Source organism: Duffyella sp. Ts4 (assembly GCF_051851875.1).
GTDB classification, from domain to species: Bacteria; Pseudomonadota; Gammaproteobacteria; order Enterobacterales; family Enterobacteriaceae; genus Duffyella; species Duffyella gerundensis.
Genome location: NZ_JBLYPN010000001.1, coordinates 512,045 through 528,807, shown reverse-complemented (window position 1 = coordinate 528,807; position 16,763 = coordinate 512,045). Strand labels below are relative to the sequence as shown.

Below are 16,763 nucleotides of genomic sequence, written 5' to 3'. Positions count from 1 at the left end.
TATTACGTCAGAGCGATGCCTGCTTTACAGCGTGGCGCTTCCTTTCTTTTTATATAGAGAAGCAGACCCTTTCTCTTTATAAGGAAGCACTCTGTTTACTCTATAGAGAAGCAGACCTTTCCTTTCATTAGAGAAACGGGCGTACCGCTGCGGGCTATAGAAAATAAAAAGCCGTTTTTTTCGTAAACCGCATGCTGTTACGGCCGATATAGGTGTTGTCAGTAATATAAAGAAGAAAAAAGTGGGCTAATAAGCTCAATTTTTTTCAGGACGGTTTAAAAATTAAAGAAAAAACACTTTCTTTTATCTTTAGCAGGGCGGTTTTAACGCAATTTGAAGCGCCTTACGCTTACCTGATAATAGAATGAGTAAGATTTTTAATAATTAATCATCTGAAAAACAAAGAGTTTTAAAATTTTATAAACTTTTTTCTAAAGCAACCCAAAGTGATGCCGATACATGTTATGACTGAGAGAGGTGCCAAACAGATACCTCGCTCAAACCCTAAACTAATTTAAAGGACTGTTATCATGGCCGTTATCAATACTAACATTCTGTCTCTGTCTACTCAGAACAACCTGAACAAATCTCAGTCCGCTCTGGGCACTGCGATTGAGCGTCTTTCTTCTGGTCTGCGTATCAACAGCGCAAAAGACGATGCTGCTGGTCAGGCGATTGCCAACCGTATGAGTTCTAACATCCGCGGCATGAACCAGGCTTCACGTAATGCCAACGACGGTATCTCAATGGCGCAGACTGCTGAAGGCGCACTGAACGAGATAAACACCAACTTACAGCGCGTTCGTGAGCTGGCTGTTCAGGCTAACAACGGTACCAACACCGCTACCGACCTCTCCTCACTGCAGGATGAAGTTAAAGCACGTCTGGACGAGATTGACCGTGTTGCTGGTCAGACTACTTTCAACGGCACCAAACTGCTGGACGGTAATGCTGGTACTGCTGGTAAAGTCTCTATCCAGGTTGGCGCAAACGACAAAGAAACCATCACTCTGGATCTGTCAGGCGCTAAAGCTGACACCACAACTCTGGGTGTGGACGCTGTTGACCTGACAACGCCAAGCGACACCGTACTGAAAACTATCGATGCTGCAATTGCTAAAGTCGATACCGCTCGTAGCGGCCTGGGTGCGGTACAGAACCGTTTTGAGTCAACTATCAACAACCTGAACAACACGTCGACTAACCTGTCTGCTGCACAGTCTCGTATTCAGGATGCTGACTACGCCACTGAAGTTTCAAACATGTCACGTGCTCAGATTCTGCAACAGGCTGGTACTAACGTACTGTCTAAAGCGAACCAGGTTCCACAGGGCGTGCTGTCTCTGCTGCAGGGCTAATAGCTCAACGAAATTTAAATCAAAAGGCGACGCGATGTCGCCTTTTTCATCTGCATAAATTGCTCAGGAGAATCCGTGAAAACCTTAACGTTATTTGAACCGCAATTCGTTGAGAAATTTGCCTGTGTGGGTTCGGCTTGTCCTGAGCATTGTTGTGGCGGCTGGAATATTCAGCTGGATAAAAAATCGGCTAATCGTTATTTGCAGGCGAAGCGTATCGATATCCGCGCGCTGGCGACCGAACATATCAGCGTCACCAAAAAAAGCGTGGCTAACTGGGCGCAGATTAAACTGGATGCCTCTGGCCAGTGTGGCTTTCTGGATGAGAAAAAGCTTTGCAAAATTCATGCGGGTTTAGGCGCTTCCGCCCTGAGCCATACCTGTTCCACGTATCCGCGCGTCTCTATACAAAAGCGTCGTGATGAGTTTAATACCCTGACATTATCCTGTCCGGAAGCGGCGCGCCTGCTACTCACTCATCCTGATGGCATGCAGGTTCAGGAGAAACAGCTGCTGCGGCAGTTGTTTAACAGCGCACCTGAATATCAGGATGCGGAAAAATTACTTAATCTGATGTGCTCGTTGTTGATGGCGAAATGTGGTGTGCAGGTCGAGCAGGGACTTTATGCCATCGCGCTACTCTGCCTGAAGCTGGATAAGGTTTCGCTGGATAATGCTGATGATGTTGCGCAGCTGGAAAACACCTTCCTGGCGCTGAGCGACTCACTGGAGAACGGTGAGGTGGTGGCGCATATGCACGCTATTGAGCCACACTACCTGCTGCATTATGCGCTACTGAATAATATGCAGCATTTTATTCAACTTCGGCCGGGCTCGCGCGGTTTTGCCACCTTCAACCGTTATCTTCAACTGTTGAATCTTGATGCTTTGCAGGATCAGGACGATGCCAGCAAGAGCCAGCTGATGGCCGAAAACAGTCTGTTATGGCAGCAGAAGGTTTTACCGTTTCTGCAGGACTCACCCTGGCTGATCGGCAACTATTTCCAGTATCGTATCTATCACGATCGCTTTCCTTCCCTGACGAGCCGTGAACCGCTCTCGGCACTCTATTTGTTAACCTCTGAATGGTTGATGATTAAGAATTTGCTGGTGGCACAGGTTAAAAGCACTGGCGAGCTGAGCCAGGATGATGTGGTCAATATTATTTATAGCTTTCACTCTCTGACCAAGCATAACAAGCAGGCCAGCGATAATTTCTACATGCATATCGATGCATTTAAGATGAATGACAACATCTCCCTGTTGCACCTGCTGAAATAGTCAGCTGACGTAAAAATGGTGTGCCTGTGATCAACTGGCGCACCGCAGGCTCTCTGTTTGTTCAGGTGTTCTTACAGCATATTAACGTTTCCGCTTCCTTCTCCGGAGTGTCTTATGCGCTTCAATAACGACTTACTACCTGGCGCGTTGCTCAGCTTCGATGAGATTGCGCAGCGCTACGCCGAAAAATACCCGGATGAGAAAGAGCTGACGGCGCGCGGCTTGCTGAGCCCGTCAACCAGCAACCGCAGCATGGTCATCCGCGCTATTTTCGCCAACGAAGAGAGCAACAGCCCGCTGGATGAGCTGCTGTTTGTCGCCAACGATAACGAACGCAAAAACTACCTGCGGCGGCTGGAGCACTATCTGCAGCAGCAGCTGCCATTCCTCTATTTACGCCGCGGTGAGGCGGAGCGACGTGACAACCTGTGGCGGATCATGGGCGAGAGCCGGGTCTACGCCATGCTCGATCCCGCATCGGCAGCGGCGCAGAACCTGTTTACCAGCCGCGGTTATACGCTGTCGATCATGCGTTACGAAGGCGAGGAGGCGTACTGGCAGCTTTATGATGCGCAGGCGCACGCCTGTTTTGCTCAGTCACGACGTATCCAGTTCATTGTGGTGCTGCAAAGCCCGTTGCTGAAAGTGCCGGCAGCGGTGATGCCCGGTACGCAGGTAGGACGTCGCGTCAAGGCCCGGTTGTGGCAGCGCGCCAGCCAGACGGCGTTTGCTGAGGCGGTAAGTGCGCGTTATGGCGCCTGCGTCATCACCGGCACGCCGTTGACCGCCAGTTCGTTAACGCCATGGGTGGAAGCGTGCCATATCGATATGCGGGAAAATGAAGAGGGGTTTCTGGCAGATAATAATGTTGATAACGGTCTGTTCTTACGTAGTGACCTACAGCGACTATTTAACAATAAATTGTTAAGCATCAATGCTGATTCTGGCGAAGTTTCCATCACTTCGGCTGATGCGACAGAAAACAAACTCAGCGAGTTTTATCAACAGATTAGCGGCAAGCCTTGCCAGCTCTGGCATCTTGTTCCGGCCACCACTCGCGAGCGCCTGCGCCGCCTGCGTTAACCCCAATGGGCAGTGATAAACGTCGCTGCCATTCTTAAGAATATTCTGAATAGCCTCGCTTTACCCCGTCTATTCCACCAATCAAATACCCTACAGGATCGGATAATCATGCCGATAACATCTTTAACGCAGGGTAGTCAATATGAACGATTTCTATACCGCCGATGGAGTAATGGACAAGCACTCGCTGTGGCAGCGCTACATCCCGCTAGTACGCCACGAGGCGCTACGCCTGCAGGTGCGTTTGCCCGCCAGCGTAGAGCTGGATGATTTATTACAGGCTGGTGGGATTGGCTTATTGAATGCCGTTGAGCGCTACGACGCGCTACAGGGCACAGCCTTTACCACCTATGCCGTGCAGCGTATTCGTGGCGCGATGCTGGATGAATTGCGCAGCCGCGACTGGGCACCCCGCAGCGTGCGTCGTAACGCGCGTGAGGTCTCCGGTGCCATGCATCGCGTTGAGCAGTCCTTAGGGCGTGCGGCAACCGAGCAGGAGGTGGCTCAACAGCTGGATGTTTCGCTGGAAGAGTACCGGCAAATGCTGCTCGACACGAACAACAGCCAGCTTTTCTCTTACGACGAATATCGTGAAGAACACGGCGATAGTGCGGAGCTGGTGACGGAAGGGCACGAAGAGGCAAATCCGCTTCATCAGTTGATGGAAGGGAGTCTGCGTGAACGTGTCATCGAAGCGATCGAAGCCTTGCCCGATCGCGAAAAGATGGTGCTGACACTGTATTACCAGGAAGAACTGAATCTGAAAGAGATTGGCGCAGTGCTGGACGTGGGGGAATCACGGGTCAGCCAACTGCACAGTCAGGCGATAAAACGTCTGCGTGCCCGGTTAACGGGAGCGCGCTGACAGCATCAGTTCTCGCTTACCAGAAGATAACCGGGGACTTTTGAATGGGAACCAGAACAAAAACAAGACCGTTAAGCCGTTACTTGAAAGACTACAAACACAGCCAGACCAACTGTTCACATTGTGACAAAGTGCTGGATCGTATGGCGCTGGTGTTTCGTGGTCAGATCATTAACAAAGAAGCCATTGCCCGGATGGATCAGCCGATCGACGATCTGGTGTGGATGAAATTGCAGAATGAGCTGACCGCGCTGTGCCGTTTTTGCAGCGATATTTTCTGCAACACGCACCCTAACTATTTCGACATCATGGCGTTCAAACAGTATTTGTTTGAAGAGACCGAGATGAGCCACAGCACCATTCGTGAGTATGTGGTTCGCCTGCGTCGTCTTGACGATATGCTGAAAGCGAAAAACTTTCCGCCAGAACGACTCAGCGGCAACAGCTGGCATGAGTGTCTTGAGCAGGATTTGCCCGATGCGGGGAACAATAACTACCGTATCGCGCTGCGTAAGTATGACCAGTTTTTAGGCTGGCAGCGCGCTTAGCAGGATGACCGCGAGGTCATCTTCTGCAACACTGTAAGGATAACTGAGTCAAACGAGCGTGGAGGCTACGTTGTCCTTACAATCCCTTATTCCTTTCCCCAAGCTGGAACTGCTCGGCGCCCCAACGCCCTTAGAGCACCTGCCGCGATTTTCCGATTTTCTTGGCCGCGATATCTTCATCAAACGCGACGACCTGACGCCAATGGCGCTGGGCGGCAACAAGCTGCGCAAGCTGGAATATCTGGCCGCCGACGCGCTGCGTCAGGGCGCCGATGTGCTGCTCACCGCCGGTGCTATTCAGTCAAATCATGTTCGCCAGACCGCCGCCGTGGCGGCAAAGCTGGGGCTGAAGTGCGTGGCGCTGCTGGAAAATCCGCTGGCGACCTCTGCCGATAACTACCTGCACAATGGCAACCGCCTGCTGCTCGATCTGCTCGATGCTGAAATCGTGATGGTTGATGCCCTGCACGATCCGCAGGCGCAGCTGGAAGAAGAAGCTACACGTCTTGAAGCGCAGGGTTTTCGCCCTTATGTTGTGCCGGTTGGCGGCTCCAGTGCGCTGGGCGCGCTGGGCTACATCGAGTGCGCGCAGGAGATCGCGCATCAGAGCGAAGGCGTGGTCGATTTTGCCGCCGTAGTCGTCGCCTCGGGCAGCGCCGGTACTCACGCCGGGCTGGCGGTGGGCCTCGAGCAGCTGCTGCCGGAAAGCGAGCTGATTGGCGTGACGGTATCGCGCAACGCTGATGAACAGCGGCCGAAGGTGGCGCTGATTCAACAGCAGCTGGCGCAGTCGATGAACCTGACCAGCCAGGCGCCGATCGTCTTATGGGATGACTATTTTGCTCCACGCTATGGCGAGCCAAACGAAGAGGGTATGGAGGCGATCAAACTGCTGGCGCGGCTCGAAGGCATCTTTCTCGATCCGGTCTACACCGGCAAGGCGATGGCCGGGCTGATCGACGGTATCCGTCAACAGCGCTTTCGCCGCGAAGGCCCGCTGCTGTTTATTCATACCGGCGGTGCGCCTGCGTTATTTGCTTATCACCCTTCGGTCTAATTTCGTCAGATAAACTACGCTAGAATCGCACAGTAACAATAACGGCGGCAGTTTGCCGCCGATGTGGGACCGGCCTGCGGGCCTAAAATCATAACAACGGGGTACTGATATGAACTTTTCTCTGGCTCGTCGTCATCTGGTGATGGGAGCAGTTGCGCTGGCGCTGGTTGCCGGTGTGAATGTGAAAACGCACGCGGCTGAAAACCTGCTTAACAAGGTCAAAGAGCGCGGCACGCTGCTGGTCGGTCTGGAAGGCACCTATCCGCCGTTCAGCTTCCAGGATGAAAACGGCAAGCTCACCGGTTTTGAGGTGGAATTTGCCGAGCAGCTGGCGCAGCACCTTGGCCTGAAGGCGAGCCTGAAGCCAACCAAATGGGATGGCATGCTGGCGTCGCTGGATTCCAAACGCATCGACGTGGTGATCAATCAGGTGACCATTTCAGACGAGCGTAAGAAAAAATATGATTTCTCCACGCCGTACACCGTTTCCGGTATTCAGGCGCTGACGCGTAAAGACAAAGCGGGCAGCGTGAACAAGCCGGACGATCTGGCCAGCAAAAAAGTGGGCGTCGGTCTCGGCTCGAACTATGAGCAGTGGCTGCGCGAGAACGTGAAGGGCGTCGACATCCGTACCTACGATGATGACCCAACCAAGTATCAGGATCTGCGTTCTGGTCGTCTTGATGCGATTCTGGTCGATCGTCTGGCCGCGCTGGATCTGGTGAAGAAAACCGGCAACACCATGGCGGTAGCGGGTCCGGCCTTCTCTCGTCAGGAGTCAGGCGTGGCGCTGCGCAAGGGCAATGACGATCTGCTAAAGGCGATCGATCAGGCCATCGCCGAGATGCAGAAAGATGGTTCGCTGAGCAAACTGTCACAGAAATGGTTTGGCGCGGACGTGACTAAATAATGCAAGAAAGTATTCAACTGGTGCTGGATTCAGCACCTTTTTTATTAAAAGGGGCGCTGTTTACCCTGCAGCTGAGCATCGGCGGCATGTTTTTCGGCCTGGTGCTCGGCTTTGTGCTGGCGCTGATGCGCCTGTCACGCTTCTGGCCCGTTAACTGGCTGGCACGCATTTATGTTTCCATCTTTCGCGGTACACCACTGATCGCTCAGCTGTTTATGATCTATTACGGCCTGCCGCAGTTTGGCATTGAACTGGATCCTATCCCATCGGCGATGATTGGCCTGTCGCTGAATACCGCGGCCTACGCCTCGGAATCGCTGCGCGGCGCTATCGCGTCTATTGAGCGTGGACAGTGGGAAGCGGCGTCCAGCATCGGCATGACCTCATGGCAGACGCTACGTCGGGTGATCCTGCCGCAGGCGGCACGCACCGCGTTACCGCCATTGGGCAACAGCTTTATCAGCCTGGTGAAAGACACCTCGCTGGCGGCTACCATTCAGGTGCCGGAGCTGTTTCGTCAGGCGCAGCTGATCACCTCGCGCACGCTGGAGGTGTTTACCATGTATCTGGCCGCCTCGCTGATTTACTGGGTGATGGCGACGCTGCTTTCCGCCCTGCAAAATCGACTGGAAAACCACGTTAATCGTCAGGATCGGGAGTCAAAATGAGTGCCATTGAAGTCAGTAAGCTGGTCAAGAAATTCAATGGCCAGACGGTGCTGCACGGCATCGATCTGCAGGTGGCGCGTGGTGAAGTGGTGGCGATTATCGGGCCGAGCGGTTCCGGCAAAACCACGCTGTTGCGCAGCATTAACCTGCTGGAGCAGCCCGACGGCGGTACCATTCGCGTCGGTGATATCACCGTTAACGCGGAGCAATCGCTGAACAAGCAGAAAGAGCAGGTGCGCCGCTTGCGTCAGCAGGTGGGCTTTGTGTTTCAGAGCTTCAATCTGTTCCCGCACCGCTCGGTGCTGGAAAACATCATTGAAGGGCCGGTGATTGTAAAAGGGGAACCCAAAGCGGAGGCGATCGCCCGGGCGCGCGAACTGCTGCTGAAGGTTGGCCTGCAGGGCAAAGAGGAGAGCTATCCGCGGCGGCTTTCGGGTGGTCAACAGCAGCGCGTGGCGATTGCCCGTGCGCTGGCGATGCGGCCGGAGGTGATTCTGTTTGATGAGCCAACCTCGGCGCTGGATCCGGAGCTGGTGGGCGAGGTGTTAAACACCATTCGTTCACTGGCGGAAGAGAAGCGCACTCTGGTGATCGTGACCCATGAAATGAGCTTTGCTCGCGACGTGGCCGATCGGGCAATCTTTATGGATCAGGGCAAGATTGTGGAGCAGGGCGCAGCAAAAATGCTGTTCTCACAGCCGCAGGAAACCCGTACCAAACAATTCCTCGAGAAATTCCTCAATAATTAACTGGAATAAAAAATTGCAGTTAAGTCTGAAAGTGTAGCGCGACTTATGCAGAATCCGTGCGGGCGGATTCAGCATAATAAGTTGAAATAACATCCGTTAAAAATAGGTTGCCGAGTTTGTAAATAAGATTCAGTTTGTTTCGATTTTTGCATATTCCACGGCCAATAATTTCTTTTAGGATAATAGCTACATTCATTGCCTGCCGGGATTGCTATTAATAGGGTCTTCGTCATGAAAGCGGACTATTGCCTGTTTGTGACCTGAATAGCCGGAGTCTGTGCAATGAATAACGGTAAAACAGAAGAGATTCTGTGGATTAATACGCTTAAAGGCGCCTGTATATTATTAGTGGTGCTTTATCATGTGGTCTTGCCCGGCTTTGCCGGTACGCTGAAATCGCTTAGCGCAGGTAGCCTGCCAGCCGAGCTGTGGGTCACGTTCAACACTGTGCTGTCGCCGCTGCGCATGCCTGCCTTCTTCTTTGTTTCCGGCCTGCTGGCGGCAAACGGCATCGTCAACCGTCCGTGGAAAAATGTCTTTACCAGCCGTATTACCAATCTGTTCTATCTCTATATTTTATGGAGCTTTATTCAGTGGATGTCGATATACGGCATTTCTACAGAAATAACCGGCCAGCGTATTTCTCAGAACCTTAATGCCTCTTATGCCGGTTCGCTGCTTGAGTTTATTGAGCTCACCTTTTTAGCTATGACTACTTCCTGGTATTTATATGGTTTGGCGCTTTATTTTCTCATGGCCAAGATTTTCCGTCGCCAGCCGTTAATATTACTCTTGCTTGCGGTGGCACTTAATTATCTGTCGGTAGAACGGGTTATTCCTTTCTGGGGGCCGCAGAGCGTCGGACAATATTTTGTCTACTTCCTGCTAGGTGCCTACTGGAGCAGCACCATGCTGAAGCTCAGTGAATGGCGACGCGAGAATATCGTGCCCTGGGCCGCGCTGGCGGTGTTAGCCGGTGTTCACATGCTGTTTGGCCTCGATAAGAGTTTGTTTATGTGCGTGCTGACCATTCTGGCCAGCGTGGCGCTGTGCCGCTACCTTAACGCCCGCTTTAACATGTCGGCCCTCAACTGGGTCGGCAAAAATACGCTGCAGATCTACGTTATCCACCGCATCTTTATCGAGTTTTTTGGCATGTCGGCGATCCTGTTCGCCCAGCGCCACGGGTTGTTCGAGATACCGCTGTTCGCCTTCCTGTGGGCCAGCCTCTATCCGTTGCTGATGGTGGTGCTCTGCGTAGTTTGCTCGGTGGGTGTCTGGACGCTGACTAACCGCGGACTGGGGAAATCGTTGTTTATATTCCCGACGCTGATTGGCATAAAGAAGAAAGCCTAAGGGGAGGGGGGAATGCCCGGAAGCGGGCGGGCTTTGCCTTGCAGGCGGCCTTTTTAAGGGCCAGGTCAAGGACCATTTCGTTCTGCCTGAAGGCAGCCCGAGCAGGGCCAGGTCAAGGACCATTTCGTTCTGCCTGAAGGCAGCCCGAGCAGGGCCAGGTCAAAGGCCATTTCGTCCAGGCTAAAGCCTGCCCGAGCAGGGCCGGCAGTCGCCCCGGCCCTGCACCCGCGCTATCCGGCAAACACAACCGCCCACTGCGTGGGTGCCCTCAGCAAAAGCGTTTTCCTGACGGACCGGACGCGATTCGCTCCTGCTCAACGCGTCCTCTCGCCGCATCCCTGCGGCTCATCCTGGAAAAAGCTTTTGCCTCGGCGTTTGTGATGCCTCCTCAAGGTCAACGTCAAAACCGAAAAAATTAAGACCAAAATCTAAAAGAAAACCCAAAATCCAAAATCCAAAATCCAAAATCCAAAATCCAAAATCCAAAATCCAAAATTCAAAATCCAAAACTTAAAATTGAATTGAATTGAATTGAATTGAATTGAATTGAATTGAACTGGCTTTGGCTTTTTTAGAGGTTTTTTTATTTTTGTTTTGGGTGTTGACCTGGGTGTTGACGTTGAGGAGGCATCACCACCGCTGAGGAGGTGAACATTTCAGGATGGCCCGCCATGGATGGCGGGACAAGGGAGCGTTGAGCAGACAAAGACGCCGGGAGCGTTTTTGAACAGCGCTTGCGCTGCCCCGAAGGGGTGAGCCTCAGGATGAGGCGAATACTCCGAATCGCAAGCGGTCCGTGAAGAAATGTGAACCGACGAAGGTACTCGCCTTTGGCGGGCGGTTGTGTTTGCCGGATCGCCGGGGTGCAGGGCCGGGGCGACTGCCACCCCTGCTCGGGCTGCCTTCAGGCAGAACGTGACCTTAAGGCCGCCCGCCTCCGGGCATTACCCAGCCATTAAGCGGCGTCCCTGCCGCCATCACCTTACCCGATGGTCATCAGGCTGGCATTGCCACCTGCGGCCGCGGTATTCACGCTCAGTGAACGCTCGATCAGCAGTCGCTCCAGCAGCAGATTGGTTTCGCCGCGGGCAAAGCCCTGCACCGACACAATCGGGCCTTCGCGGGTGGCGATCTGCTCGCACAACGCACGCAGCTGATCGGCATCGCCGTGATAGATCACCGCGTCGTACTCGGCGCCTGACGGATCCTTGTTGAAGTCGATGCGCGCCTGAACCGGCTGCGGCAGCGAGCGGGCCAGCGTGCGGTGCAGTTCATCATCCTGCCACAGCACACGGCTGCCTACGCTGGTCACCGCCGCCAGCTGCACCAGCGCATCATCCTGATTGTCGCTGATGCACAACACGCGATCGCGTGGCAGCAGGGCAAAAGTATTTCGCTCGCCGGTTGGGCCAGGCAGAATGCGCACCGTGCCACCCTGCGCCAGATCGCCGTAGCGCTGGCAGAGTGCCGCAAAGTCAGGCTTGTCTTTAGCCCATGCCAGCAGCGCCTGATGTGCCTGCTGCAACATTGGCCGCAGCGTGGCATCCACCGGACGCTCATAGTCGTGGCGATCCAGCGTGCTGCGCAACGCGCCATCCGGACGATGGGACAGCAGGCGATAGAGATAGAGTGGACCGCCCGCTTTCGGGCCGGTGCCCGACAGGCCTTCGCCGCCAAACGGCTGCACGCCGACCACCGCGCCAACCATATTACGGTTCACGTAGAGGTTGCCGACGCGCGCCCGCTGCGTCACCTGGCCGATCGTTTCATCAATACGGGTGTGCACGCCCAGCGTCAGGCCATAGCCGGAGTTGTTGATCTGCTCAACCAGCTTCGGCAGCGCGGTGCGGGTAAAACGCACTACGTGCAGCACTGGCCCGAAAATCTCTTTATCGAGATCGTCAACGCTGTTCAGCTCAATCAGGGTTGGCTTGATGTAGGTGCCGTGTGGCCATACCGCGCTGTCCTGGGCATTTTCATTCACCGCCTGATAGACGTTCAGCCCTTTGGCGCGCATCGCCTGAACATGACGCTCGATATTTTCCTTCGCTTCCTGATCGATCACCGGGCCGACGTCGGTCGCCAGACATTCCGGGTTGCCCATACGGCATTCAGCCATGGCACCGCGCAGCATTTTTAGCGTGTGGTCAGCAACATCTTCCTGCACGCACAGCAGACGCAGTGCGGAGCAGCGCTGTCCGGCGCTGTCAAAAGCGGAGGCCACGATGTCCACCACCACCTGCTCGGTCAGTGCCGAGGAGTCGACGATCATGGCGTTCATGCCGCCGGTCTCAGCCACCAGTGGCGTCGGGCGACCCTGCGGATCGAGGCGGCCAGCGATGTTGCGTTGCAGCAGCGTGGCGACGGCGGTTGAGCCAGTAAACATCACGCCGCGAACGCGATCGTCGCCGGTGAGCTGTGCGCCGACGGTTTCACCGCGTCCTGGCAGCAGCTGAATCGCGCCTAACGGCACGCCAGCATCCAGCAGGATCTGTACCGCCTGTGCGGCGATCAGTGGCGTCTGTTCAGCCGGTTTCGCCAGCACGCTGTTACCAGCGGCAAGCGCGGCGGCAATCTGGCCGGTGAAAATCGCCAGCGGAAAGTTCCACGGGCTGATGCAGACCACCGGGCCAAGCGGGCGATGGGTTTCATTATCGAAATCGTCGCGTACCTGACCGGCGTAATAGTGCAGGAAGTCCACCGCTTCGCGCACTTCTGCGATGGCGTTGTTAAAGGTTTTGCCCGCTTCACGCACCAGAATGCCGATCAGCTGCTGGATCTGGCCTTCCATCATCACCGCGGCACGGCTGAGGATCGCCGCACGTTCGGCTGGCGGTGTGGCGAACCAGATTGCTCCGGCGTTGGCGGCGGCATCCAGCGCCTGCGAGACCTCTTCCGGCGTCGCTTCGCGCACCTGACCAACGATATCGTTGAGTTCGGCCGGGTTGCGTACCGGCTGGGTGTCGCCCGCAGCCAGTTCACCGTCAATCATCGGCTGTGCCAGCCACTGCTGCGAGGCGCTGTTGAGCAGCGCACTGGAGAGCGAGGCGAGGCGGTGTTCGTTGGCTAAATCGATACCCGCAGAGTTAACCCGCGTGCTGCCATAGAGATCGCGCGGCAACGGAATTTTTGGATGCGGCAGGCCAACCGCGCCTTCGCTGGCGGCCATTTTTTCCACTGCAATAACCGGGTCGGCGACCAGCTCATCCAGCGGCAGCGACGTATCAGCGATGCGGTTAACAAACGAGGTATTGGCGCCGTTTTCCAGCAGGCGACGCACCAGATAAGCCAGCAGCGTTTCGTGTGTACCCACCGGCGCATAGATGCGACACGGGCGATTCAGCTTGCCGTCGGCAATTTTGCCCACCACCTGCTCGTACAGCGGCTCGCCCATGCCGTGCAGGCACTGGAACTCATACTGGCCGGGATAATAGTTGTTGCCCGCCATCTGATAAATGGCCGCCAGCGTGTGCGCATTGTGGGTGGCAAACTGCGGATAGATCAGGTTTGGCACCGCCAGCAGCTTGCGCGCGCAGGCGAGGAACGAAATATCGGTGTACACCTTGCGCGTATAAACCGGATAGCCTTCAAGGCCTTCCATCTGCGCACGTTTGATCTCGCTGTCCCAGTAGGCGCCTTTCACCAGACGAATCATCAGGCGGCGACGGCTGCGCTGTGCCAGATCGGCCAGATAGTCGATCACCATCGGGCAGCGTTTTTGGTAGGCCTGAATCACAAAGCCGATGCCGTTCCAGCCTTCCAGCTCCGGCTCAAAGCAGAGTTTTTCCAACAGGTCGAGCGACAGCTCAAGGCGATCCGCCTCTTCGGCGTCAATATTGATGCCGACATCATAGGAGCGCGCCAGCAGGGTCAGCGACTTCAGCGTCGGGTAAAGCTCGTCCATCACGCGATCGTACTGCGCACGGCTGTAGCGCGGATGCAGCGCCGACAGCTTGATCGAAATGCCCGGACCTTCATAGATGCCGCGGCCGTTAGACGCTTTGCCGATGGCGTGAATCGCCTGCTGGTAAGAGACCAGGTAAGCTTTAGCATCGCTGGCGGTCAGCGCCGCTTCACCCAGCATGTCGTAGGAGTAACGGAAGCCTTTCTCTTCCAGCTTGCGCGCGTTGGCCAGCGCTTCAGCGATGGTTTCACCGGTGACGAACTGCTCACCCATCAGACGCATCGCCATATCCACGCCTTTGCGAATCAGCGGTTCGCCGCTGCGGCCAATAATGCGGTTCAGCGAGTGGGAGAGATTGGCTTCGTTGTGCGTGGAGACCAGGCGGCCGGTAAACAGCAGTCCCCAGGTCGCAGCGTTAACAAACATTGACGGGCTGCGGCCAAGGTGCGACTGCCAGTTGCCGTTGCTGATTTTGTCGCGAATCAGCGCGTCGCGCGTGGGCTTATCGGGTATACGCAGCAGCGCTTCGGCCAGGCACATCAACGCCACGCCTTCCTGAGAGGAGAGAGAGAACTCCTGCAGCAGGCTTTGCACCATACCAGCGCGTCCGGTTGCACCTTTCTGGTGCCGCAGCTTCTCTGCGAGCTGATACGCCAGCTGATGGGTTTTCTCCGCCAGCGGCTGCGGCAGGCGCGCCTGCTCCAGCATCATAGGCACCGCTTCCGTCTCCGGACGACGCCACGCTGAGGTGATCGCCGCGCGCGTCACGGTCTGCGGCAGAATATGCTCGGCAAAGTTCAGGAACGGCTGATAAGGCTCATCGGTCACCACCTCTTCACCTTCTGGCTGACTGACCGCCAGGGGGAACTCAGTCAGGCTTTCTCCCGCTTCAACCTGCGTTAAGTAGTTGAAAATTGCCTGTTTGATCAGCCAGTGCGGCGTACGGTCAATTTTCTGTGCGGCGAGTTTAATGCGGTCGCGCGTTGCCTCATCCAGTTTCACACCCATGGTGGTTGTCGCCATGCCTGACATACTCCTAAAAAAATGTAGAACGACCCGGTTGGTCTGCAATATCACCCATGTTGCAACTTTGTGCAACCTCGTAACTATGGGCCGCTTAATAGTGTGACAGAAGCCAGTTTTTTGCCCGATCAGAAAGCGGCATGAATATTGCTGCAAGATTCTCGCCAGCTTTGCAGATAGCGTGAAACAAGGCGTTGTCTGGTTTTTGCTGGTGCAACCAAAGAAGTGTGAACCAGTGCAACCTCTGAGCATTTTTTGCCAAAAGAGCGTGTAACCCTTGTAACAGGTGTGTTAAATCCATTGTGCGCCTGACTGCTTTACGGCAGGATACCGCGCCCTGGGAAACAGAGGTTTACGTCGCTCCGTTCCGGCGGCGATACAGGAAAGCATCCCTGATCAGAAATTTAAAAAAATAAGTGGAGAACCTGATGAATGTAAGTACACCCCTGTTGGTGACCTTTTTCGTTTACATCGGCGGTATGCTGCTGATCGGTTTTATGGCGTGGCGATCAACCAAAAACTTTGACGACTATATTCTTGGCGGCCGTAGCCTCGGCAGCGTGGTGACCGCGCTCTCGGCGGGCGCCTCCGATATGAGCGGCTGGTTGCTCATGGGCTTACCCGGTGCCATCTTTCTCTCCGGTATTTCGGAAAGCTGGATCGCCATCGGTCTGACCATCGGTGCCTGGCTGAACTGGAAAATCGTGGCGGGTCGCCTGCGCGTGCAGACGGAATATCACGATAATGCGCTGACCCTGCCGGACTTCTTCTCCAGCCGGTTTGAGGACAAAAGCAAAATCCTGCGCGTGATCTCCGCCATCGTGATTCTGGTGTTCTTCACTATCTATTGTGCTTCCGGCATCGTTGCCGGCGCGCGCCTGTTTGAAAGCACCTTCGGCATGAGCTACGAAACGGCGCTGTGGGCCGGTGCGTTGGCAACTATCGCCTATACCTTCCTTGGCGGCTTCCTCGCGGTAAGCTGGACCGATACCGTGCAGGCCAGCCTGATGATTTTTGCGCTGATCCTGACGCCGGTTATCGTCATCATGGCGGTCGGTGGACTGAGCGATTCGCTGGCGGTCATTGAAGCGAAGAGCGTTGAAAACCTCGACATGTTCAAAGGCATGAACGTTGTGGCCGTGGTCTCGCTGCTCGGCTGGGGCCTGGGCTATTTTGGCCAGCCGCATATTCTGGCGCGCTTTATGGCTGCCGATTCGCACCGTTCAATTCGTACCGCCCGTCGCATCGGCATGGCGTGGATGGTGCTGTGTCTGGCTGGTGCGGTGGCGGTGGGCTTCTTCGGCATCGCGTACTTCCAGAACCATCCTGAGCACGCCGCGGGCGTGAGCGAGAACGGCGAACGTATCTTTATCGAGCTGGCACGTATCCTGTTCAACCCGTGGATCGCCGGTATCCTGCTCTCCGCTATTCTTGCGGCGGTGATGTCGACGCTGAGCTGCCAGCTGCTGGTCTGTTCCAGCGCGCTGACCGAAGATCTCTACAAAGGTTTCCTGCGTAAAAATGCCAGCCAGAAAGAGCTGGTGTGGGTAGGCCGTTTCATGGTGCTGCTGGTGGCGCTGATCGCTATCGCGCTGGCTTCCGATCCCAATAACCGCGTGCTGGGTCTGGTGAGCTACGCCTGGGCAGGTTTCGGTGCGGCATTCGGACCTGTCGTACTGTTTGGCGTCTGCTGGCAGCGCATGACGCGCAACGGTGCGCTGGCAGGCATGATTGTCGGTGCGGTAACCGTGGTGGTGTGGAAGCACTTCAGCCTGTTTGATCTCTACGAAATCATTCCTGGCTTTATCTTCGCCAGCGTCGCCATCGTGCTGTTCAGCCTGCTGGATCGCGCGCCATCGGCCGCCGCACAGCAGCGTTTTGCCGCTGCTGAAGCGGAGTACAACACCAAGTAATCGCTTTTCGGCCCGCGTTCTGCGGGCCGTTTTTCTTTCCTTTTCCTC

Annotated in this window: 12 protein-coding genes; 11 read left to right on the top strand and 1 reads right to left on the bottom strand. The window is 55.2% G+C overall.

The genetic code is table 11. The features are described 5' to 3' along the window. Positions 1-530: 530 nt before the first annotated feature. From ACJY2L_RS02520 to ACJY2L_RS02475, 10 genes are all read left to right on the top strand, one after another. The gene (locus ACJY2L_RS02520) at positions 531-1,358 is read left to right on the top strand and encodes a flagellin N-terminal helical domain-containing protein (RefSeq protein WP_439212256.1); all 828 of its coding nucleotides are present in this window, start codon (positions 531-533) and stop codon (positions 1,356-1,358) included. Between the two features lie 75 nt (positions 1,359-1,433). Then, positions 1,434-2,639, top strand: a complete 1,206-nt coding sequence (gene fliB, locus ACJY2L_RS02515) for a flagellin lysine-N-methylase (protein WP_439212255.1) — start codon at positions 1,434-1,436, stop codon at positions 2,637-2,639. Between the two features lie 114 nt (positions 2,640-2,753). Continuing rightward, positions 2,754-3,722 (top strand): HNH endonuclease signature motif containing protein, encoded by a 969-nt coding sequence (locus ACJY2L_RS02510; RefSeq protein WP_439212254.1) that lies wholly within the window; start codon positions 2,754-2,756, stop codon positions 3,720-3,722. A gap of 142 nt (positions 3,723-3,864) precedes the next feature. Continuing rightward, positions 3,865-4,587: an RNA polymerase sigma factor FliA gene (locus tag ACJY2L_RS02505; protein WP_067431600.1), complete on the top strand. Its 723-nt coding sequence runs from the start codon at positions 3,865-3,867 to the stop codon at positions 4,585-4,587. 44 nt (positions 4,588-4,631) lie between these two features. Then, on the top strand, positions 4,632-5,135 hold the full coding sequence (gene fliZ, locus ACJY2L_RS02500) for a flagella biosynthesis regulatory protein FliZ (protein WP_067431597.1): 504 nt from the start codon (positions 4,632-4,634) through the stop codon (positions 5,133-5,135). A gap of 70 nt (positions 5,136-5,205) precedes the next feature. Continuing rightward, positions 5,206-6,192, top strand: a complete 987-nt coding sequence (locus ACJY2L_RS02495; RefSeq protein WP_439212253.1) for a D-cysteine desulfhydrase — start codon at positions 5,206-5,208, stop codon at positions 6,190-6,192. A 109-nt stretch (positions 6,193-6,301) separates the two neighbouring features. Beyond that, positions 6,302-7,102, top strand: a complete 801-nt coding sequence (gene tcyJ, locus ACJY2L_RS02490; RefSeq protein ID WP_439212252.1) for a cystine ABC transporter substrate-binding protein — start codon at positions 6,302-6,304, stop codon at positions 7,100-7,102. Further along, positions 7,102-7,770, top strand: coding sequence for a cystine ABC transporter permease (tcyL, locus tag ACJY2L_RS02485; RefSeq protein WP_067431589.1), 669 nt, complete (start codon positions 7,102-7,104; stop codon positions 7,768-7,770). Before tcyJ ends, tcyL begins: the two co-directional genes overlap by 1 nt. Next, a complete protein-coding gene (gene tcyN, locus ACJY2L_RS02480; RefSeq protein WP_439212251.1) occupies positions 7,767-8,519 on the top strand; it encodes an L-cystine ABC transporter ATP-binding protein TcyN in 753 nt (250 codons plus the stop codon). The genes tcyL and tcyN overlap by 4 nt, the downstream gene beginning before the upstream one ends. A 282-nt stretch (positions 8,520-8,801) precedes the next feature. Then, positions 8,802-9,875 (top strand): acyltransferase family protein, encoded by a 1,074-nt coding sequence (locus tag ACJY2L_RS02475; protein ID WP_439212250.1) that lies wholly within the window; start codon positions 8,802-8,804, stop codon positions 9,873-9,875. Between the two features lie 982 nt (positions 9,876-10,857). Here ACJY2L_RS02475 and putA read toward each other — a convergent pair. Beyond that, a complete protein-coding gene (gene putA, locus ACJY2L_RS02470) occupies positions 10,858-14,802 on the bottom strand; it encodes a trifunctional transcriptional regulator/proline dehydrogenase/L-glutamate gamma-semialdehyde dehydrogenase (RefSeq protein WP_439212249.1) in 3,945 nt (1,314 codons plus the stop codon). A 428-nt stretch (positions 14,803-15,230) separates the two neighbouring features. Here putA and putP point away from each other — a divergent pair, with 428 nt between their 5' ends. Then, positions 15,231-16,715 carry a sodium/proline symporter PutP gene (gene putP, locus ACJY2L_RS02465; protein WP_439212248.1) on the top strand — a complete coding sequence of 495 codons (1,485 nt, stop codon included), beginning with the start codon at positions 15,231-15,233 and terminating at the stop codon, positions 16,713-16,715. Positions 16,716-16,763 lie beyond the last annotated feature (48 nt).